Below are 20,561 nucleotides of genomic sequence, written 5' to 3'. Positions count from 1 at the left end.
TCATTTCTCTCCTTTAGAAAAGGCCTAACGCATTGCCGTTTTCATCCACATCCATATTCAATGCTGCTGGTTTTTTGGGAAGTCCCGGCATTGTCATTACTTCTCCTGTTAAGGCAACGATGAATCCAGCGCCAATTGATGGTTTAAATTCCCGGACCGTTACAGTGAAATCCGTTGGTCTCCCTAACTTGGAAGGATCGTCAGATAAGGAATATTGTGATTTTGCCATACAGACAGCTAAACTGGACCAGCCGAATTTTTCAAAATCCAGCAATTGTTTTTTCGCTTTTGGGGAGAACTCAACATCCCTTCCCCCATATACCTGCTGGACGATTGCCCTTACCTTTTTTTCGATGGAATCAGAGAGGTCATATAAAGAGTGGAACTTATTTTCCTCCTTATCAATGACGGATAAAACTTTTTCAGCAAGCTCAATACCGCCTTCCCCGCCCTTTTCCCAAACCTCTGTTAAGGCAACCGGAACGTTTTCGCGTTTACACCACTCTAATAAAGTCTCCACCTCTTGGTCAGTATCAGAGACAAATTTATTAATTGCCACCACAATTGGCAGTCCAAAGCTTTTAATGGTTTCAATGTGTTTCTGCAAATTCGCAAATCCAAGCGTTAAAGCAGGAATGTTTTCTTTCGATAATTCCGTTTTCGCAACACCGCCATGCATTTTCAAAGCCCGGATTGTCGCCACAATGACAACCGCTTCCGGTTTTATGCCGGCACTTCTGGATTTTATATGTAAAAATTTCTCAGCTCCTAAGTCAGCACCAAAGCCCGCTTCGGTAATGACATAATCGGCAAGATTGGTCGCAGCCGTTGTAGCAATCACACTGTTGCAGCCATGGGCGATATTTGCGAACGGCCCGCCGTGAATTAGGGCAGGAGTATGTTCAATGGTTTGGACAAGATTTGGTTTTACCGCATCTTTTAATAACAAGGCTAAGGCTCCTTCAACACCTAAATCACCCACTGTAACAGGTTCCCTATTGTATTTATAGGCAACGACCATTCGTGATAAGCGTAATTTTAAATCCTTTAAATCAGTAGCTAAACAAAGGACTGCCATAATTTCCGAGGCAACTGTAATATCAAAGCCATCTTCTCTCGGTACACCCTGCAGAGGACCGCCAAGGCCGATTATCACTTTTCTTAAGGCCCGATCGTTCAAGTCAACAGCCCGTTTCCAAACAATTCTCCGCTGATCGATCTCAAGTTCATTTCCTTGTTGGAGATGGTTATCTATAAGAGCTGCAAGGGCATTATTTGCCGTCGTAATCGCATGTAGATCTCCCGTAAAATGCAAGTTGATGTCCTCCATCGGAAGAACCTGTGAATATCCTCCGCCAGTGGCCCCGCCTTTTATTCCCATTGTTGGTCCTAATGATGGCTCGCGCATCGCAATCATTGCTTTCTTGCCAATACGATTGAAGGCATCCCCCAATCCAACAGTTACGGTCGATTTACCTTCACCCGCCGGTGTAGGATTAATCGAGGTCACAAGAATAATTTTTCCGCTTTCTTTTGTCTTGATTTTGGCTAAAGCTTCATTCGAAATTTTCGCCTTATATTTTCCAAACAGCTCAAGATCATCTTCTTCTAAACCAATTTTTTTGGCGATCTCGATAATTGGCTGCATTTTTGATTCTTGGGCAATTTCAATATCGGACTTAACTGTTGTTTTCATTACCACCATAATCCCCCACATTTCAGCATTTAGAATAACTACGACTATATTGTATCAAAAAAGCGTTTTCATACCGAATGTTAATTATGAACAAATTATTATCTTTGCTGAATATATAATAATGTTTATAATAAAAAATAATGAATTTTTTAAATATTCATTGACGGACAACGGTGAACCGTTGTAATAATAAATATATTATTTTAATAATAAAGGGGTTGGTCACTTGCCTATTAACATTCCACAGCAACTGCCTGCACGGGAAATTTTAGAGCAGGAAAATATTTTTATCATGGACAATGAGCGTGCTACAAGTCAGGACATCAGGCCATTAAATATACTCATTTTAAATTTAATGCCTGAAAAGGAAAAAGCGGAAACACAGCTGTTAAGATTATTGGGTAATTCACCCCTTCAGGTGAATGTTAAATTTTTAAAAACAGACTCTTATGAATCTACAAACACAAGTAAACAGCATCTTGAACAGTTTTACACTACCTTTCCGCAAATTCAAAACCAGAAATTTGACGGGATGATCATTACTGGTGCCCCAGTTGAACTTTTAGAGTTTGATCAAGTGAAGTATTGGTCTGAACTAAAAGAAATTATGGATTGGACTAATAAAAATGTAACTTCCACTTTACATATTTGCTGGGGCGCGCAGGCAGCACTTTACCACCATTATGAGATTGATAAATTTGAATTGTCTCGTAAATGTTCTGGCATTTATGCTCATCGAATTTTCGAACAAAATGATATTTTACTTAGAGGGTTTGATGATCAATTTTATGCCCCTCATTCACGGTATACAGATGTATCTATTGAAGCGATTAAAAGGAATCCGAAACTAAAGCTGCTAGCTGCTTCCGAGCAGGCAGGGGCCTTATTAATTGCTTCAAGAGATAGAAAGCATGTTATGATTACTGGTCATTTAGAATATGAATCTGATTCACTTGCACAGGAATACGATCGCGATCTCCACAAAGGATTAGAGATTCATATGCCTGAAAACTACTTTCCAAATAATGACCCAACCCAGCCGCCAATCAACCGCTGGCGTTCCCATGGCCACCTATTCTTTTCAAATTGGCTTAATTATTATGTCTATCAGGAAACCCCATTTAATTGGGATTAGAAAGCATCGGCGTTTGCCGGTGCTTTTTGGTTTATTTTGCGTAAGATATAGAAAGAATATATCGAAAAGGAGGAATAATCGTGGAGACAATAGTCGCATTGCATCGTAATCATTCTGGTGAGATTATCAGCTTTGTCACTTCTGAAGGACGGATAATATCCTATCGGAAGGCTTTATTGGAGGCAGAAACGGGTCAAATCCATGGAATATCATCCGTTCAAGGTGCTGATGGAACAATATCGTTAACACCAGAGTCCTCTCAGTCATTCGACGATTATCCGAACTTATTTTAAAAGCACCCGGCTTCGGCCAGGTGCTTCTTTTAATTTTGTTCGTTTTGTTTTTGAATTTCTTTCAATGCTTCCATCCGGTTCGAATCCTCTTCAAAAAACTGAACTAAGTCCCCGATTCGGTCGATGGAATCCCAGCTTAAATGATGCTCGATTCCCTCGACATCAACATAAATGTTTTCATCTTTAACTCCAATAATTTTTAGAAACTGTTCAAGCAGTTCGTGTCTAAAAACAAGCCGCTTGCCAATTTTATTGCCTTTTGGGGTCAAACTGAGTCCTCTATATTTTTCATACACCAAATACTCATCTTTATCCAGCTTTTGAACCATTTTTGTTACTGAGGAGGGATGTACAGATAACGCTTCGGCAATATCAGAGACTCTCGCGTATCCTTTTTCTTCAATCAAATTATAAATTTGTTCAATATAATCTTCCATGCTCGGTGTTGGCATCCCTTACCCTCCATTGTCCATCATCATTAAAAGTTTACTATAGATAAAAACGAGTGACAAGGCTATTTATCTCTGAAACAAATCCCACGGTCATTTATTTTGGTGCAGGCTCAGCAAAAATAAATTTAATTTTTTGCTCCTTTTCATCGAGATAAAGCTTTGCATTAAAGGTTTTATCTTTAGTTGTAAATCCCTCAATCAGTTCTGTTGTGCCTTCTTTAAGAAGCATTTTAATATTCTTTTGGGTTATGTTCTTTCCAAGAATTTTTTTGGAAATGGTAAAATCGCACTTATTATTTTTATAATTAGAGCAGCCATAAAAGCTGCCTTTATCGACAATCGACCCATCACATTTCTTACAAGGACCTAGTTTTGTATAACTTCGGGTCTTTGTTGTTTTCTTCCCTGGGGTAAAATTTTCCTTCACGTCATCTGAAAAGGACCAATTATTAGCTTGACCAGTTCCGGATGTTATTAAGTGCAATACCATCTTTTTTGTCTGTTCCATAAATTGCTTCGGTGAAGCGGAGCCGTCTGATATTTCTTTTAGCTTTTGCTCCCACTTTGCTGTCATTTCCGGTGAGGCAAGTACCTCTTGACCAATGGCACCGATTAATATTTTAGCCTTGGCAGTGGCATACACTAAATTTTTGGTTACTTCAATATAATGCCGGTCCTTCAGCATCGTAATGATACCTGCTCTAGTTGCCTCAGTCCCGAGTCCTTCCGTCTTCGCCAAAATTTTCTCTAATTCTTTATCCTCAATATGTTTGCCAGCCGTTTTCATTAAGGTTATTAACTGCCCTTCTGTATAACGCTTTGGAGGCTGTGTTTGGCTTTCTTTCACTTCTACTTTTTCGGTAATTCCTTGCTCCCCTTTTGCTAGCTGCGGCAGGGCAGGGTCATCATCATGGTCTTTCGGTTTTAGGACCTTTCTCCAGCCTTCTTCAATTTGAACCTTTCCCTTCGAGATAAACTCTGCTCGTCCATCTACAAGGGTTGAAACGGTGGTATATTCGAAAATGGCTTTCTTGTAATGAATTGCTAGAATACTTTTAACCACTAAATCATATATTTTTCGCTCGTCCGGGTCTAACTTTTCAATATTTGGAATTTGCTCTGTTGGAATGATGGCATAGTGATCTGTCACCTTTTTTTCATTTACATATCGTTTATTATCTGCAATTGAGGAAATCGGCAATGGGAAAAAGCCTTGGTAATCTTTTAGCTGACCCAATTTATTGAGAATTTCCGGGAAGGTGCCCGCTTCCTCCTTTGTCACATAACGTGAGTCAGAGCGTGGGTAAGAAACATTTCCTTTTTGGTAGAGTTTTTGCAAAACATCCAGCGTTTTTTTCGGCGGGAACTTAAATAATTTATTGGCCTCTGCCTGGAGAGTAGAAAGATTATATAACAAAGGCGGGAAAAATTCTTTTCGCTCGGAGATCACGTCCGCAACTTCAGCCGGCTTGCCTTGGCAAAATGCAGCAACCTTTTCGGCCAGATCCTTTTTATTTACACGAGTTTCACCATCATTCTGCCATTTCCCAATGTACCTTTTTTCATTTATAAAGAAATGAGCCAGAACCTCCCAAAACGGTTCAGACTTAAAATTTTCTATTTCTAATTCCTTCTTAACGATTAAAGCTAATGTAGGTGTCTGAACTCTTCCAACCGAAAATACATCCGAAAAACCTTGTTTTTGAAGAAGCAGACTGTAAAGTCTGGATGCATTCATCCCAACCACCCAGTCTGCACATGCACGTGTATAGGCTTCAAAAAATAAGCTTCGTGTATCGTTTTCATCGAGCAGCTTATTAAATCCTTCTCGAATGGCATTCGCGGTTAAGGATGAAATCCAAAGCCTTTTCATTGGCTTATGGCATTTTGTTATTCTTAAAATATTGCGGATAATCAACTCCCCTTCACGCCCAGCATCACCGGCATGAATAATTTCCGTTACCGCAGGATTTGAAACTAGCTTTTTAATAACCGCAAATTGTTTAGCCTTATCTTTCGTAACTTCATATTCAAACTGTTCTGGAATGATCGGCAAATTATCCAAGGACCACTTTTTCCAGCTAGGCTGATATTTTTCCGGAGGAACTAATTGGCAAATGTGGCCAATTGCCCACGTTACATAGGCACCATTTGAAAAAAGTTCATTTGGAAAAATTTCAATAAAGCCGCTTTGTTTTTTATGCTTAAAGATGGAAGCCAGCGTTGAACCTTGATCTGGTTTTTCAGCAATAATTAGCTTCATAATAATTGTCCCCTTTTGATTAAACATCTCCGCTTTCATTTTACCTATATCGAACTATCCCCGTAAAGTAATAATCATATCCATAAAAAAACCTTTCCGGTGAGATAGCCGGAAAGATTTACGTTTATCCATGATCTACTGAATATACCAATTTTCTTCTGAAATAATATTTGAAACGGTTAATATAAATGATGGAATTCTTTCTACATTAAAGACAATCGCACCGATATTCCTGTTAAACATAATAAATGCATCCCCATGCGAGAAATTTCCAAGTTTATCACTAATCTGCTGCAAGGACATCAAAACTGCCTGTTTTTCAGCTGCCTCAATCGTGATCTGTGGTGAGAATCTTAAGATCCATTCGTCTCCGTCAATCGAAAATCGATACATGACATCCCCACCAAACATGTATAATTTATTAATTAAACATATGAAAAAGTAGGAATTTTATGTTATGAATTGGATAAAAAACCGCTGCCATTCCTTGACTGTCCATTTCCCTTATTGTATATTTAAAGCATCATGAACCGAACATGATAATATTCATCTTTGGCACCAATAGGGGTGTCTTGAAAGGCTTAGGAGGAAGAAGTACATGCAAAACGGTAAAGTAAAATGGTTTAACAATGAAAAAGGTTTTGGTTTTATCGAAGTTGAAGGCGGCGACGATGTATTCGTACACTTCAGCGCTATCACAGGCGAAGGCTTCAAATCATTAGAAGAAGGCCAAGAAGTTTCTTTCGAAATCGTTGAAGGAAACCGTGGACCACAAGCATCTAACGTTGTAAAACTATAATCCTAATAATAACCATTCAGGGCTGACGATTTCGTCAGCCTTTTTAATTCGTCAGTTTTTTCCCATACTCCTTCAGCTTTTCTCCAACGGTGCATTGTGATATACAAAAACGGTGTGCTGCCCTCCGACCGCCTTCTTTTTTCATATAATGATGCAAAAAACAGCCTTCACAGTAATGATTTATCATGTGTTCGACCTGAATTAAGAGCTCTTTTCTAGCTTGATCCTTCACTAATTCCGTGCACCCCCAATCTTATAGGATTAATGTTTTGGCAAAGATTTCTTTTCCTTCAAGTGCTTGAGTAGCCAGTTTATCTGCCTCTTTATTATCTTTTCTTGGAATGACCGTGTATCTTGGCATAAGACCAAGTGCTTTGATTTTTTCCTCGATTCGATCAAGCCAGCGGTTTAACGATGGTTCATAGCACGGCCACTCCCCTTCAAGCTGTTTTATCACAACCTGGGAGTCCCCCTTGAATTCACAGGATAAATGTTTAACGCCTAAATCCTCTAAAATATTTAAAGCATAATAAAAGGCAGCATATTCGGCTTCATTGTTAGTTTCCATTTCATTAAATCGCTCATTAGCGCGAATCCGATATTTCTTCTTCCCTTGATTAAAAAAGATAACCGCTCCGAGACCTGCTTCATTTGTTTCCTTTTGAAAGCCGCCGTCAAAAAACACAGTAATATCATGTGGATCCTCTTCGATTTCTGTTAACAGTTTTCTCATTTCCTTTAAAATCCAAGACGTTCCTTTTTCATCATAAAAATACAAATCCGTTATTTTCCCAGAGCGCTCCAAATCCTCTCCTATCTCAATGGCATTTTCTCCAGAAACCCAATCAGATGAGAATTGGACTTTTTCATTACTTTTTAATTTATGATACCACTCGAGCCTATATTTCATTGTTTTCAGTCCTTCATGAAATTTTCATTTACCATTATATATATTCCTTTTTATCATACCCACTTGTGCCATATAAAAAATATTTTCCTGCAGAACTGTTTTAATATATGGTAAAATTTCATTATTACATTGATGGAGGAATCGTAAATTGATTGAGGTCTACATTGATGGCGCCAGTGCCGGTAATCCTGGTCCTAGCGGTGCAGGTATTTTCATTAAAGAAAACGGAATAGTTGAAAAATATTCAATTCCCCTCGGAGTTATGTCAAATCATGAAGCGGAATTTCACGCTTTTATTAAAGCGTTAGAGGTTTGCTTAGAAAAGGGATTTGCCGACTCTGTTGTTTCCTTTCGGACTGACTCCGAATTAGTTAACAAGGCTGTTGAAAAGGAATTTGTCAAAAACAAACTTTATTCTCCTTTGCTTGAAACGGCATTGCAATTAGCTAAACGGATTGATTTATTTTTTATGAAGTGGATACCAAGTGCTGAAAACAAAACAGCTGATGAGCTTGCCAGACAGGGCATTCAAAAAAATGAAATTTGGGAGTAATCAACACCATGAAAAAACCTATCTATGCTGATTTAAGTTTGCTTCTTGTCACATTAATATGGGGAACTACTTTTGTTTTAGTGCAAAATGCCATCACCTTTCTCGCCCCCTTTGCTTTTAACGGGATCCGATTCTTCATTGCAGCAATATTACTCATTATTTGCCTGCTTATTTTTGAGAGAAAACAATTACAATTTTTGAATTTCAAATTAATTAAATCAGGGGTTCTTATTGGTTTTTGGCTGTTCCTTGGCTATGTGACCCAAACAATCGGCCTATTATATACGACCACCTCAAAGGCTGGATTTATCACAGGATTAAGCGTCGTATTAGTTCCATTATTTTCAATGTTTTTATTAAAGCAAATGCCCAGCCGGAATGCGTTATTAGGTGTGATTACCGCCACACTTGGATTGTTTCTGCTGACCATGACGGATGTAAGTTCATTAAATATCGGCGATGGATTTGTTTTTATTTGTGCGATTAGTTTTGCTATGCATATCATTTTTACTGGTAAATTTTCAAGCAAGTATCCATCACTTTTATTAACTGTCATTCAGATTACAACCGTTGCCGTTTTATCTATGATCTCCTCATTTCTTTTTGAGGATTGGCAAAATTCCTTTAACATGACTAGTTTATTATCGAATTCAGTGATCCTTGCTTTAATTATCACAAGTGTTTTTGCCACTGCTATGGCCTTTTTCATTCAAACCAATTTCCAAAAATATACCTCAGCAACAAGGGTTGCTCTAATTTTCGCAATGGAACCGGTTTTTGCTGCAATTGCTGGCTATCTATGGGCCGATGAACGCCTCTCCGTTAGTGCATTGTTTGGCTGCATACTTATTTTTATGGGAATGATCTTTGCGGAGATGCCGGTTAACAAAATCCCTTTTCTTAAAAAGAATAAGAGTATTGAAGGATGAAAAAACTCCCTTTTCCATTTCGGAAGGGAGTTTTTTTCTTTATAAAGCAAGCAGTTCTTTTTCTTTAATAAACTTTATGGCACCGCTTCTGGTTTTAATCCTATTTGAAGCTAATGTTTCCAGCAATGAAACATAAAAACTGCCATCAAAGCTTTTTTGCGCTTTTAAAGTCATTTCAATAGCCGTATTGATGATTTCATCGGAAGCATTTGTATAATGTTTCCCGAAAAAAATAAAGCCAATGGCATCCTCTTGAAACTGAAATCCCTTACCTTTCAAGAAGTGTAAATAATCTTCCACCGTCCGCATTTACGTTCCATCCCTCTCCCTGCAGTCTAAAAGCGTCCCTTTAGAATCTTAACGTAAATTTGGGGATTTTTCTATTCTTTTTTGTACATTTATGGCCTAAAATTCCCACTAATACCCCTAGAAGTGCTCCGCCAATTACTTCTTCTGGCTGATGACCTAACACTTCTTTCAGCTTCTTGGGTTTCTCTTCTTTAAATTCTACACTTTCATCTTTTTGAATCTTTTCAATTAAATCATTCATTGAGTTCACCTTTAAGGTTAGCTCCCCAGTTTGCCGTCTTACCCCTTGGGCATCGTACATGACAATCAGCCCATACACAAGGGATAAAGCAAAATCAACCGTAGGAAGACCACGCTGCAAGGCAATATACGTTGTTAAGGTTGATACGCCCGCTGAATGAGAACTAGGCATCCCGCCTGTCCCAAAAAAAAGCTCAGGACGCCATTCCTTCTTTTTAAAATAGTGGATAGGAATTTTCACACCCTGTGCTAGTCCAATGCTAAAAAGGGCTAAATAAACACCTTTGTTCATTTTATCACCTCTGCCCTTATTGTTAGGAAGCCTGAGTTTTATTATTCCTTATGGAAATACTAACAAAATGGGAGGTGATTGTTTATGGGTAAAAAAGTCGGGGCAAGTCGAGGTGTTAAAGCACACGGTGTGAATCCACAAGGATACGGTCAGGATGCAGAATTTGCTGAGGAACCGAAAAGTAAATTAGAAAATGCAGCCAAGAAGAAAAATACAAAATAATGAAAAATCTGGCTGCCCACATACAGGCAGCCAGATTAATCTTACTTGTTTTTAGGAAACATATGCTTCATCAAGCGGAAGCAAACGCTGCACGCCACGAAGCTCTAATTCCATTAATTTATTTAAAGCTTTTTCTTTTTCAATTCTCAGTCCAGCTTCTTCTAGGGTACAGCTTACAGGAACATCGCATTTAATTTCTGCGAGCTTCCTCGATAGATGAAGCATTTCAAGATCCTGTTCAATTTTCGTTTTGTTGGATTTAGAAAGCCTGTCCAAGTTTGCGATTATTCCCTCAACATGTTCAAATTCCTGCAATAGCTTTAATGCCGTCTTTTCACCAATTCCTTTAACTCCTGGATAATTATCACTAGGGTCACCCATTAAAGCTTTTAAATCAATCATCTGCCTTGGAGTAATTCCTTTTTCTTCCCAAAAGGTTTGCGGCGTGTGTACATGGTAATTCCCATAGCCTTTTTTCAACAGGACGACGGAGATTCTCTCATCAAGGAGTTGAAGGATATCTTGATCACCCGTCAAAATCGAAACCTGTGCATATTCTTTGGTTTGATTGGCAATGGTTCCGATGCAATCATCTGCTTCATACCCTTCTAGTCCAATATTAGGTATGTCAAATGAGGCAACGACCTCTTTTACTAAATCAAATTGCGGGATAAGTTCAACAGGAGCCTCGCCGCGGTTCCCTTTATATGCATCAAATAACTCTGTTCGAAAGGTTTTACTGCCCATATCCCAACAAATGGCAAGGTGGGTTGGTTTAAAAGAAGATACGGCGGTAAATAAATGCTTAACAAAGCCATGAATTCCATTTGTCGGAATTCCTTTAGAATTTATCATAAATTGCCCTGTAACCGACGTTGCATAAAAAGCACGGAATAACAAGGCCATTCCATCAACTAGCATAAGTGAAGGTTTTTGAATATTGTTCATTTTTGACCTCCTAAAATTGTTGGTAGAAAAACAACACGTTCACCATTATAACATAATCTAAGGTCAAAATTTATTCTATTTTATTTTCTTCATAGGAAATCCAGTCGCTATAACTTCCAACGTAAAGCTTTACATTGTTATACCCGGCTTCCATTAAAGAAAGAAAGTTTGGTGTAGCAGTTACCCCAGAGCCGCAGTAAACAATAATTTTCTTGTCTGCCCCAACATCCGAGAACCGCTCTTTTTGTTCTTCCTCCCCTTTATAGCTTCCATTATTTAAACCAGCCATCCAAGGTTTATTTATTGCCCCCGGAATATGGCCTGCTTTCTTATCAATGGGTTCTTCAATGCCTAAATACCGCTTTTCTTCACGTGAATCGATTAAAACGACTTTTCCGTTTTTCCCTAAAGCTACTTCTTTCACTTCCTCAATGTCCGCCATTATTTCCGGCTTTAATTGGATTTGAAACTTTTCTTTCTCAAATGAGGGCAGATCCGTAGTTGTTGGATAATTAACTTCCAGCCACTGCTTATAGCCCCCATCTAGGACATAAACCTTTTCATGTCCTAGATAACGGAGAAGCCACCAAAACCGGCCAGCATATGCACCTTCCCCATTATCATAGGCGACAATCACCTTTTCACCATCAATTCCTGCAGTTTCCAGTTTATCGACAAATTCAGTTAAATCTGGCAGTGGGTGTCGCCCGCCATGCTCACAGACAGGGCTTGATAGATCTTTTTCCAGATCAAAATAGACAGCTCCAGGTAAATGGCCAGCTAAATATTCTGCTCTTCCTTTCTCAGTATCAGCTAATGAAAACCGGCAATCCACAATTCTTACATTACTAGCTTGTAAATTTTTTTGTAACCATTCTTTATCCAGGATAAACTTCAAGATCTTCCCCCCATTTTGATATTATTTTTGTAATTGCTCCTGAATTCTGGTCAAAAGTTCAATGGAGACTCCACCTTCTAATGCTGCAAGGAGGCCTTGGTAATAATCCTTTACCTGCTCCTCCATTTGACTTAACAAACGGCTAAATTCAATTGCTAATTTTCTATCATAATGTCCCTTTAAACGAATTGTTTCCTGCTTTAGATATTCATCTGCAAGAGGATTTAAAGTATTATAAAGCTCCTCACTCATCAACTTCTTCTCATTTTTTTCGAAAAATGATTTTGGATTTTTAAAATACGACATTGCTTTAGAAAGCTGCTGATTATTTAAGCGAGAAAAAGCTGTTTGAAAATCAATATCCTCTCCATGCACAATTTCAAACGTTGAAAAAGAAAGGTCTTGATTTACTTCAAGAAACTTCCTGGTAACTGCTGATTGATAATCAACAAAACGTTTTTCGATAAACCTGTCTAATCTTACGGTTGTTGCCCTCATTTCCTGTGCTAAATCAAAGCCAAGGCTTTCTAGAAATTCATCCAGTGCACCCTGCAATGCCTTTTTCAAATTGCGGCCATCGTCTCTTAGAGTTGAAGGATTAAATGCTTCTTTAAAGAAATCGCCAAATCTTAAGAATACTCGTTGTTTGATGTAATAAACTAATTCATCCGCTTCTTGGTTTAATCGGCCTTGAATAGCCTCATTTGTTTGTTTTTCAAACAATCCCTGAATAACTGTCTTTTGTTTTTCGATCTCAAGCCGTTTTTGTTCCTTAATTGACTTGTCTTCTTTTGAATTTTGAATGAGCTTGTTCACTAAACTCTGAACACGAGATAACTCCGTTTCTGCAGAAGAAACAGTCATTTCTGTTAAGTCATTTGTAATGAATTGATAAAACGCTTCTTCAAAATTTGCCATTCCAGAGCTTCCATCATGTGTTGGATTGGTTTTCTCTTTTAAAGCCAACAGACTCGATAAAGAATAGAGGTGCGGATTTCTTATGCCATATTTAACAAGCTGTTCTCCTACATAAGCGGCCACTGCCTCCTTTTCTGCTTCATTTTCAGCAAGGTCGATGGCATTAATTAAGAAGAACATTTTATCCATCTGAAATGATTCTTTGACACGCCCGAGCTGGATCAAAAATTCACGGTCTGCTTTTGAAAAAGCATGATTGTAATAAGTGACAAACAGGATAGCATCTGAGTTTTTAATATAATCAAAAGCGACACCTGTATGACGGGCATTAATGGAATCAGCTCCTGGAGTGTCCACAAGAGTAATGCCTTTCCGTGTTAACTCGCAATCATAATAAAGCTCTATCCATTCGACGTAGCAGGATTTTTCCTCTTTTGCAACAAACTCTTGAAACTCGGATAAATCTGTTTCCATGATAGTCCCAAGTTGATTAACAAATGTATCATAGCCCTTATTAAAGGCTTGCAGAAAAGCAAAATGAGTCTTTTCCAAAACTCCTACTTGACCTTCTCCGAGCATAATTTGATTAATTCTCTTAGAGGCCTCTGCAAAACTGTCAGCATGAAACTCAAAAACCTTCAATGAGCGATTAACATCATCGAGCATGGTGGTTTTTTCTTTAAATTTCACTAATACTGTTCCATGTGGGTTTTCATTTGTTACTGGTTTGATTTTATTAATGGCAGCCGTTGTCGGATTTGGCGAAACGGGCAGCACTTTTTCACCCATCAAGGCATTGGCAAAAGAAGATTTTCCTGCACTAAATGCACCAAACAAGGCTACTGTAAATCCCTTATTATTTAATCTATTTGCTTTTTCGACTAATTCTAGTGAGAGCTTGTTAAAACCGGGCAGATTTTGAATCAGCTTTGAAGTATGGTGCAAGCGATCAATGGTAACTTGCAAACGATTTTCTGCAATTGGCTGAAACGATTTTGCTTCCTTAAGAGGAAGATTCTCTGCCTGGACTGAAGGGACAGGCTTGGTGTTGTTATTTACAACGATGGTTTCTCCTTCAGATTTGATCAATTCGTATTCTTCTACTTCCCTTTGGCTAATCAAGTGATAAAAATCTTCCTTTAGGTCTTCTGATTGGGTTAGCTTCTCTGAAATGAGTTTTTCGATACTCATCAAGGTTTGTTCAGAATTGGTTATTTCTGATAAGGCGTTTACGTATTTCTCAACATTGCTATATTCCTTTTCGAACTGGTTCTTTATTTTGATATTTTGTTCTGTTAAAGAATCCAAGTAACGAGCCTTAAATTCACTTAATTGATTTCTCGCAATCTTTTTAATTTCATTTGCGACATCCTCTGTATAATGGAGAAGATATTCTCCTGATAAACGGGCACCTGCTTTAACTGTTTTCTGTAAACTTTCAAGCGGGACTGGGACCGAAAATCCCTGAGCCAAACTTAGAAGTTCCCCATGATCAAGCTTGGTTTCCTTCAAGGTCCGCAGTAAATATTCCCGTAAATGCCACTCAAGCTGGGATTTCGTTTTATCAAGAATATCTTGATAAAAGCGGTTCAACCTTGCTTCCCTCTCCTCTTGGGTTTTTTGTTTGGAGAAGAGGAATCCAACCTTAAATTCCGGCTGACACGATTCTAAATAGCCTTCGGCCAAATGCCTTGTTTGAAACGGCATGAGATAGGCATTTTTCATAATTTGGGCTATTTCATGATCGAAATCATCATCCTTATCACCCACTCCTCCTTTTATTTTCTTTAAATCGGAAGTGATATTTTGATAGGATGCTGACAATGTCTGTTTTTCTTGATCGGGTAACTCACTTAATAATTCCATTGCCGGAGCAAGCTTCTCTTCTTCTGCTTTTTTTAAGTCTTCAAGATGGTCTTGGGTGATTTTTTTCAAAGAATGAAAAATAGATGGGAGCAGAAATTGATCCTTTGCCGCTAATCTTTCAGCAATGAATTCCTGAAGATCGAGAAATTCATTTAATGGGTTGTCCTTATACTTTAAGGAAGTATAAAAAATCCTCGCAGGCTTTACACCCCATGAAGCAAACGAATCGACAACACTTTTTTGGAACTCTGAAAAACTTAATTCTTCATCTTTATGCTTATCGATTTGGTTGATGACCAAATATACTTCTTTACCAGCTTCGGTAAGCTCTTTTGTAAACAAAAAGTTTAACTCCGCTTGGACATGATTATAGTCCATCACATAAAAAATAAGATCGGCGAGATGAATCGCTGATTCGGTTGCTATTCGGTGAGCATCATCAGCTGAATCGATACCAGGAGTGTCCATAATCACCGTATTAGGCGGTAAATGGGAATCACTGTGGCTAATCTCAATTTCCTCAATTTTGTCTCCGTCTTTGCAATAGTTTTTGACCAATTCATAATCATACGGGGCTAAATAAAGCCTTGGCTTTTCATTTTTGAAAAAGACTTTGGCGTATTCCTCCCCAGATTTTACTTTCACTAGGTTAGCGCTTGTTGGTATTGGGCTTGATGGAAGCAAATTTTCGCCGACGACCTGGTTGATCATCGTCGATTTTCCGGCAGAAAAATGACCGCAAAAGGCAATCGTAAACTCACGATTTTCTAATTTGTTGGCCAGTTGTTTCACCTTTTCTGCATGCTGCAGTTCCTCTTGTCCCAATAAATACTCATATATAGAAACAATTTTTTGTTTTAGTGTTTGCATCGTTTCATTTGGATTAGCTGTTTTAATCATTTCTTATATACCCCTTAATATCATGATGATAAGTTTTATTTTATACGATAATTCAAACTTTTCCTATCTTGACACTAGAAAAAACAAAAAAAACCAAGGCTAACACCTTGGCTTTCTTTTAAATCCTATTAATGTGTAACATTTTTTAAAACGTGCTTCATGACAAATGCATAAATTAAAACAGTTCCGCCCACAAAAGCAAAAGTCATTTGTGACACCTTCCTTAACAGACTCTCAGCTGAGAATGATTTTCATCGTTAATTAAATAGTAGCATAGCTGATAATGATTTTCAATATCTCTTATGAATTGTCACAATTATTTAACAAACTTTGGAATGAAACGATGGCAGTCCTTAAAGGTTCCTTCATATTCTGTTAAACTTTTTAGAGCATTTTCTTCCTCGCGAATTCGTATAGCCAGCATAATGGCATTGAAAATCATAAAAAGAAAAGCTGTCAAATAGGCAGAAAACAAGGCTGGAATAACTAATAATTCGACTGTGACAACAAAATAATTCGGATGTTTCATATAACGGTAAGGCCCTTTCCGAATAGCTGGAGCATCAGGCATGACAATTATTTTTGTATTCCAAAATCTTCCTAATGAAGCGATAACCCAAATTCTAAAAAACTGGGCAAGAACAAATATAATGAGTATCCACGGCCAAACAATAGACAATCCTCGATTGAATAACAGCTTTTCCAAAAATAAACTGATAAAAAACAAGCTGTGCATTAGTACCATAAAACGGTAATGTCCTTCACCAAATTCAATGGCTCCACGCTGCATCATCCAAGATTCATTGTTTTTCGCAACCATGAGTTCCACAATCCGTTGAAATATGATGAAGCTAAATAACAGTGAAAAAGGAAGGATATCCTTCATTTAATTCCACCTCAATAGAAGTAATTCTGAGCTAAATCCTGGACCAAGGGCGGTGCAGAGCCCAATGGATCCTTCAGAAATATCCATCTCCATATAACGCTTTAAAACGTATAAAATGGTTGCAGAGGACATATTCCCATACTGTTTTAATACTTCAAGAGATACTTCCGTCATTTTAGGGGGAATTTCTAATGACTTTACATAGGCATCAATAACTTTTTTTCCACCTGGATGGGCGATAAAATAGTCAATTTGCTCAAGCGTCAATTCGTTTTCCAGCAAAAACCCACTAACATTTGGTTTAAGCCAATCTTCAATGATATGGGGGATATCACGTGAGAATACGACATACAAGCCAGTATTTTTAAGGTCCCAGCCCATCACATCCAAAGAATTAGGCATCAACGTGGATTGTGTAGTGAGGATCATTGGTGATGCCGCCTTTTTCCTAATAACCTCCATTTCCACATCATCACCACAAACCAATGCACAAGCAATGCCATCGGCAAATAGAGAAGTACCAATTAAATTGCTTTTTGATAGGTCGTTACGTTGGAAAGTCAGGCTGCATAACTCAACAGAAAGAACAAGAACTTTTGCTTTTGGAAAGGCCAGACAATATTCAAATGCCCGAGATAAACCTGCAGCCCCGCCTGCACATCCCAACCCCCAGATTGGCACCCGCTTTGTCTGGGAACGGAAGGGCAAGGTATTCATAATTCTCGCTTCAATGCTTGGTGTAGCGATACCAGTAGTGGAAATATAAAAAATTGCGTCGATTTCTTCATAAGGGATATTTTCAGATAGAAAAACGCTATTATTTAAACACTTTTCAATGGCTTCGATTCCAAGTGTGGTGGCAGACTCGATATAAGCATTGTTTTTTTCCTCAAAAGAATGGTCCTCTTGGAACCAATCAATATTGTTCACAAAATGCCTTTTTTCAATTTGACCATTTTGAAACGCTTTTAATAATCGTTCAATATCCCTAAATGAATCGGTAAAGAGTTCTCGCGCGAATTTTGATGCTTGTTCTTGTTTAATTTCAAACGGGGGAATTGCCTCTGCAATGGAAATAATCGTAGGCATTATCATTCTCCTTCGACATATGTAAGGGTATTTTTTCCAGCAGAGAGAAAATTATGCGAAGAGAAAAAAAGATAAAAAAAAGCTTCCCCTATACGGAGAAGCAAACGTTTTGAAGGTTGTTGTTGTGCTCTCTTATTATAACTCGGAAATCGTTTTCGTACATTGCATAAACATTTCCAATTTACTGTTTATCCGGTTGTTTTTGAACTTCAATTTTAATTTTCTTATTGGCCACTGATCCGCAAACCTTGCAAATTTCGACCGTATCGTATAGTAGACGGCAATTCTCGCAATAATATTTTTCCACAAAAAACACGCTCTTTTCTGAAGGAAAATTAGATATTTATTTTTATCTTATTTTCAATTTTCCAATTTGTGACTATTATTCGAATTTGTTCATTCTTTCACATATACCCTATATTCAATTACTTTTATCACAGGTTAGATGTGATAATTCACATTTTATTCACAATTGCAAGCGGGCTTTTGTGATATAAATCACTGTTGCATCAAGTTTATAACATTAACATAGTAGATATCTCAGGAATGAACAATTTGTGAACTTCGATATTTCATATTTTCCTTTCACAATTGTTTTGTATTATGAAAGAGAACTAATAAATTTATTATTTAATTTTCTGAAGGGAGTGCAAGGGGATGGCGAAGGCGGAACTAAAGACAAAACATAAAACTGAAATGGAAGACAGCTCTTCTCTCAAGGGGACACTCGCATCTGTTTTCTTTTTGGGAATCTTCATTATTGTCACTTGGGTTAGTGTCTACTATTTATTCGTTGAACGTTTTTAAAATTTAAGGAGGAAACAATTATGCATATGCATAAATTTGAAAAAATTTGGCTGATTTTCGGGATTACCTGTCTTATTTTTTTCTTATCAGTCGTGGGGGTAAGCGCCTTCTATTTGGGGAATAAGCCGCCAAGCTGTTTGACAACTGTTAATCCAGAAAAAGTGGATCAAACTAAACCCTTCGACAAACCAGGCCTACATAAAGTAGAGGGAAAAGATTGGGATTATGAATTAGTCTATGTAGCACAAGCTTTCTCTTATAATCCTGCACAAGTTAAAGTGCCGCTTGGCTCAAAGGTAAGAGTTATCGCTACCACTAAAGACGTCGTTCACGGCTTCGAAGTGGCAGGAACAAATATTAACATGATGCTTGAACCTGGTTATGTCAGTGAATATACAACAACGTTTGACAAACCTGGTGAGTACTTAATCGTATGTAACGAATATTGTGGTACAGGTCACCATTTAATGAGCTCGAAGATTGAGGTGGTAGAATAATGGTAAACTTAGCAGTTACAAAAATTAAAGTTGACCCGCGTGATGCAAAGCTTTCAATGGCACATTTTTATGTTGCCTTTATAGCCCTTGCACTTGGCGGGCTAATGGGGTTGCTGCAAACTCTAGTCCGTTCCGGTAAATATGAACTTCCTGGCGGTATCGGTTATTATCAAATCTTAACCGTTCATGGAGTCATGATGGGTCTAGTATTAACAACCTTCTTTATTATGGGGTTTCAATACGCTGCAGTAAGCCGTACAGCAGGTACTCATTCCAATGCAGCTAGACGGACGGGATGGATTGGCTTTTGGACCATGACTACAGGAACAGCAATGGCTGCGACTATGGTTTTACTAAATAAAGCAACTGTTTTATATACTTTCTATGCTCCGTTGCAGGCACATTGGATTTTTTACTTAGGATTGACGCTAGTTGTGGTCGGCAGCTGGATTGATGGTGCCGCACAAATTATGACCTATGCAAAATGGCGCAAAAATAATCCTGGAAAACCTAGTCCGTTATTAAGCTTTATGGCCGTTATTAATACCGTCCTTTGGATCGTAGCTACTTTAGGGGTAGCGGCAACCGTTTTATTCCAATTACTTCCATGGTCACTTGGATTAGTTGATACAGTTGATGTTTTAGTCAGCCGTACTTTGTTCTGGTATTTCGGACATCCGTTAGTTTATTTCTGGTTATTGCCTGCCTATATGTGCTGGTATACTATTATTCCAAAAATTATTGGCGGAAAAATCTTCTCAGATTCATTAGCTAGATTATCGTTTATCTTGTTCCTGCTCTTCTCTATTCCAGTTGGTTTCCATCACCAATTAACAGAACCGGGAATTGATCCTGCTTGGAAGTTCTTCCAAGTAGTTTTAACCTTTATGGTTGTTATTCCATCCTTAATGACAGCTTTCTCGTTATTTGCTACTTTTGAGAGGTATGGACGTTCAAAAGGGGCAAAAGGGCTTTTTGGCTGGTTTAGAGTTCTTCCTTGGGGAGATGCACGTTTTACTGTTCCATTCATCGGAATGGCCTCCTTCATCCCTGCGGGTGCAGGCGGTATCATCAATGCTTCAAACCAGATGGACCAAGTCGTTCACAATACGATTTGGATTACGGGACACTTTCATTTAACAGCAGCAACCTCTGTTGTATTAACTTTCTTTGGAATTTCCTATTGGCTAATTCCACATTTAACAGGCCGCAAATTAACCAAAGCGATGAATAAATTAGGAATTATCCAGGGCTGGGTTTGGTTTATTGGTATGGTCTTCATGTCCGGTGCAATGCACTTCGAAGGCTTGCTTGGCGGTCCTAGACGTTCTGCCTTCTCCACTTATGGAGGAGCAAAGCAGGCGGCTGAATGGATCCCTTATCAAATTGCCCAGGCAGTTGGCGGATCGATTTTATTCTTAGGCATTATCTTAATTTTAATTATCTTCATTAATCTAGCATTCTTTGCTCCAAAAGGCGAGGAAGAATTCCCTGTAGGTGAAGCCGAAAATCCACAGGAAACAGCACCAATGGTATTTGAAAACTGGAAGTTATGGCTTGGCATCACTGCCGCCCTCATCCTTTTCGCTTACACAATACCATTTATTGATATTATTCAAAATGCACCACCTGGATCTAAAGGTTTCAAGACGTGGTAAA

22 protein-coding genes are annotated in these 20,561 nt (G+C 38.2%); 9 read left to right on the top strand and 13 right to left on the bottom strand.

All coding sequences use genetic code 11. The features are described from left to right. Window positions 1-13: 13 nt before the first annotated feature. Complete coding sequence (locus AC59HZ_RS03525) at window positions 14-1,696, bottom strand: formate--tetrahydrofolate ligase (RefSeq protein WP_496544489.1); 1,683 nt, start codon at window positions 1,694-1,696, stop codon at window positions 14-16. 226 nt (window positions 1,697-1,922) lie between these two features. Here AC59HZ_RS03525 and metA point away from each other — a divergent pair, with 226 nt between their 5' ends. Beyond that, the gene (gene metA, locus AC59HZ_RS03520; protein ID WP_496544488.1) at window positions 1,923-2,831 is read left to right on the top strand and encodes a homoserine O-acetyltransferase MetA; all 909 of its coding nucleotides are present in this window, start codon (window positions 1,923-1,925) and stop codon (window positions 2,829-2,831) included. A gap of 80 nt (window positions 2,832-2,911) precedes the next feature. Further along, a complete protein-coding gene (locus AC59HZ_RS03515) occupies window positions 2,912-3,124 on the top strand; it encodes a DUF3892 domain-containing protein (protein WP_496544487.1) in 213 nt (70 codons plus the stop codon). A gap of 29 nt (window positions 3,125-3,153) precedes the next feature. Here AC59HZ_RS03515 and mntR read toward each other — a convergent pair whose 3' ends face one another. The 3 genes from mntR to AC59HZ_RS03500 form a co-directional block, all read right to left on the bottom strand. Then, complete coding sequence (gene mntR / locus AC59HZ_RS03510) at window positions 3,154-3,576, bottom strand: transcriptional regulator MntR (protein WP_496544486.1); 423 nt, start codon at window positions 3,574-3,576, stop codon at window positions 3,154-3,156. Window positions 3,577-3,670: 94 nt separating this feature from the next. Further along, window positions 3,671-5,839 carry a DNA topoisomerase III gene (locus AC59HZ_RS03505; RefSeq protein ID WP_496544485.1) on the bottom strand — a complete coding sequence of 723 codons (2,169 nt, stop codon included), beginning with the start codon at window positions 5,837-5,839 and terminating at the stop codon, window positions 3,671-3,673. A gap of 135 nt (window positions 5,840-5,974) precedes the next feature. Next, window positions 5,975-6,232, bottom strand: a complete 258-nt coding sequence (locus AC59HZ_RS03500) for a hypothetical protein (RefSeq protein ID WP_430061554.1) — start codon at window positions 6,230-6,232, stop codon at window positions 5,975-5,977. Window positions 6,233-6,437: 205 nt separating this feature from the next. Between AC59HZ_RS03500 and cspD the strand changes: the two genes are divergently transcribed. Beyond that, the gene (cspD, locus tag AC59HZ_RS03495; protein ID WP_430138384.1) at window positions 6,438-6,638 is read left to right on the top strand and encodes a cold-shock protein CspD; all 201 of its coding nucleotides are present in this window, start codon (window positions 6,438-6,440) and stop codon (window positions 6,636-6,638) included. A gap of 43 nt (window positions 6,639-6,681) precedes the next feature. Here the strand turns inward: cspD and AC59HZ_RS03490 are convergent, their stop codons facing one another. Further along, window positions 6,682-6,870, bottom strand: coding sequence for a zinc-finger domain-containing protein (locus AC59HZ_RS03490; protein WP_496544484.1), 189 nt, complete (start codon window positions 6,868-6,870; stop codon window positions 6,682-6,684). Window positions 6,871-6,891: 21 nt separating this feature from the next. After that, window positions 6,892-7,548: a reverse transcriptase-like protein gene (locus AC59HZ_RS03485; RefSeq protein WP_496544483.1), complete on the bottom strand. Its 657-nt coding sequence runs from the start codon at window positions 7,546-7,548 to the stop codon at window positions 6,892-6,894. A gap of 148 nt (window positions 7,549-7,696) precedes the next feature. Between AC59HZ_RS03485 and AC59HZ_RS03480 the strand changes: the two genes are divergently transcribed. Then, entirely contained in the window at window positions 7,697-8,101 is a 405-nt protein-coding gene (locus AC59HZ_RS03480; RefSeq protein WP_496544482.1) for an RNase H family protein, read from the top strand. Window positions 8,102-8,109: 8 nt separating this feature from the next. Then, entirely contained in the window at window positions 8,110-9,030 is a 921-nt protein-coding gene (locus AC59HZ_RS03475; RefSeq protein ID WP_496544481.1) for a DMT family transporter, read from the top strand. A 39-nt stretch (window positions 9,031-9,069) separates the two neighbouring features. Here the strand turns inward: AC59HZ_RS03475 and AC59HZ_RS03470 are convergent, their stop codons facing one another. Further along, window positions 9,070-9,339, bottom strand: coding sequence for a DUF6123 family protein (locus AC59HZ_RS03470; protein ID WP_430061564.1), 270 nt, complete (start codon window positions 9,337-9,339; stop codon window positions 9,070-9,072). A 40-nt stretch (window positions 9,340-9,379) separates the two neighbouring features. Further along, window positions 9,380-9,871 (bottom strand): divergent PAP2 family protein, encoded by a 492-nt coding sequence (locus tag AC59HZ_RS03465; protein WP_496544480.1) that lies wholly within the window; start codon window positions 9,869-9,871, stop codon window positions 9,380-9,382. A gap of 84 nt (window positions 9,872-9,955) precedes the next feature. On the opposite strand from AC59HZ_RS03465, the gene sspL reads away from it, so the two are divergent. Beyond that, a complete protein-coding gene (sspL, locus tag AC59HZ_RS03460) occupies window positions 9,956-10,093 on the top strand; it encodes a small, acid-soluble spore protein L (protein WP_496544479.1) in 138 nt (45 codons plus the stop codon). 51 nt (window positions 10,094-10,144) lie between these two features. Here sspL and AC59HZ_RS03455 read toward each other — a convergent pair whose 3' ends face one another. From AC59HZ_RS03455 to AC59HZ_RS03435, 5 genes are all read right to left on the bottom strand, one after another. Continuing rightward, window positions 10,145-11,041 (bottom strand): 5'-3' exonuclease, encoded by an 897-nt coding sequence (locus tag AC59HZ_RS03455; RefSeq protein WP_496544478.1) that lies wholly within the window; start codon window positions 11,039-11,041, stop codon window positions 10,145-10,147. A 70-nt stretch (window positions 11,042-11,111) separates the two neighbouring features. Further along, window positions 11,112-11,939 carry a sulfurtransferase gene (locus tag AC59HZ_RS03450; protein ID WP_496544477.1) on the bottom strand — a complete coding sequence of 276 codons (828 nt, stop codon included), beginning with the start codon at window positions 11,937-11,939 and terminating at the stop codon, window positions 11,112-11,114. Window positions 11,940-11,960: 21 nt separating this feature from the next. Then, window positions 11,961-15,623 carry a dynamin family protein gene (locus AC59HZ_RS03445; RefSeq protein ID WP_496544476.1) on the bottom strand — a complete coding sequence of 1,221 codons (3,663 nt, stop codon included), beginning with the start codon at window positions 15,621-15,623 and terminating at the stop codon, window positions 11,961-11,963. Between the two features lie 316 nt (window positions 15,624-15,939). Beyond that, on the bottom strand, window positions 15,940-16,509 hold the full coding sequence (locus tag AC59HZ_RS03440; RefSeq protein ID WP_496544475.1) for an isoprenylcysteine carboxyl methyltransferase family protein: 570 nt from the start codon (window positions 16,507-16,509) through the stop codon (window positions 15,940-15,942). Further along, entirely contained in the window at window positions 16,510-17,598 is a 1,089-nt protein-coding gene (locus tag AC59HZ_RS03435; protein ID WP_496544474.1) for a type III polyketide synthase, read from the bottom strand. A gap of 657 nt (window positions 17,599-18,255) precedes the next feature. On the opposite strand from AC59HZ_RS03435, the gene AC59HZ_RS03430 reads away from it, so the two are divergent. Genes AC59HZ_RS03430 through AC59HZ_RS03420 form a run of 3 tightly spaced genes read left to right on the top strand, consistent with a single transcriptional unit; the run spans window position 18,256 to window position 20,560 of the window. Further along, complete coding sequence (locus AC59HZ_RS03430; RefSeq protein ID WP_430062755.1) at window positions 18,256-18,405, top strand: cytochrome c oxidase subunit 2A; 150 nt, start codon at window positions 18,256-18,258, stop codon at window positions 18,403-18,405. A gap of 20 nt (window positions 18,406-18,425) precedes the next feature. Further along, window positions 18,426-18,902, top strand: coding sequence for a cytochrome c oxidase subunit II (locus AC59HZ_RS03425; RefSeq protein WP_496544473.1), 477 nt, complete (start codon window positions 18,426-18,428; stop codon window positions 18,900-18,902). After that, a complete protein-coding gene (locus AC59HZ_RS03420; RefSeq protein ID WP_496544472.1) occupies window positions 18,902-20,560 on the top strand; it encodes a b(o/a)3-type cytochrome-c oxidase subunit 1 in 1,659 nt (552 codons plus the stop codon). The genes AC59HZ_RS03425 and AC59HZ_RS03420 overlap by 1 nt, the downstream gene beginning before the upstream one ends. Window position 20,561 lies beyond the last annotated feature (1 nt).

This window comes from Neobacillus sp. DZ-9, assembly GCF_059587065.1.
This window is presented reverse-complemented; position numbering and strand designations above follow the sequence as displayed.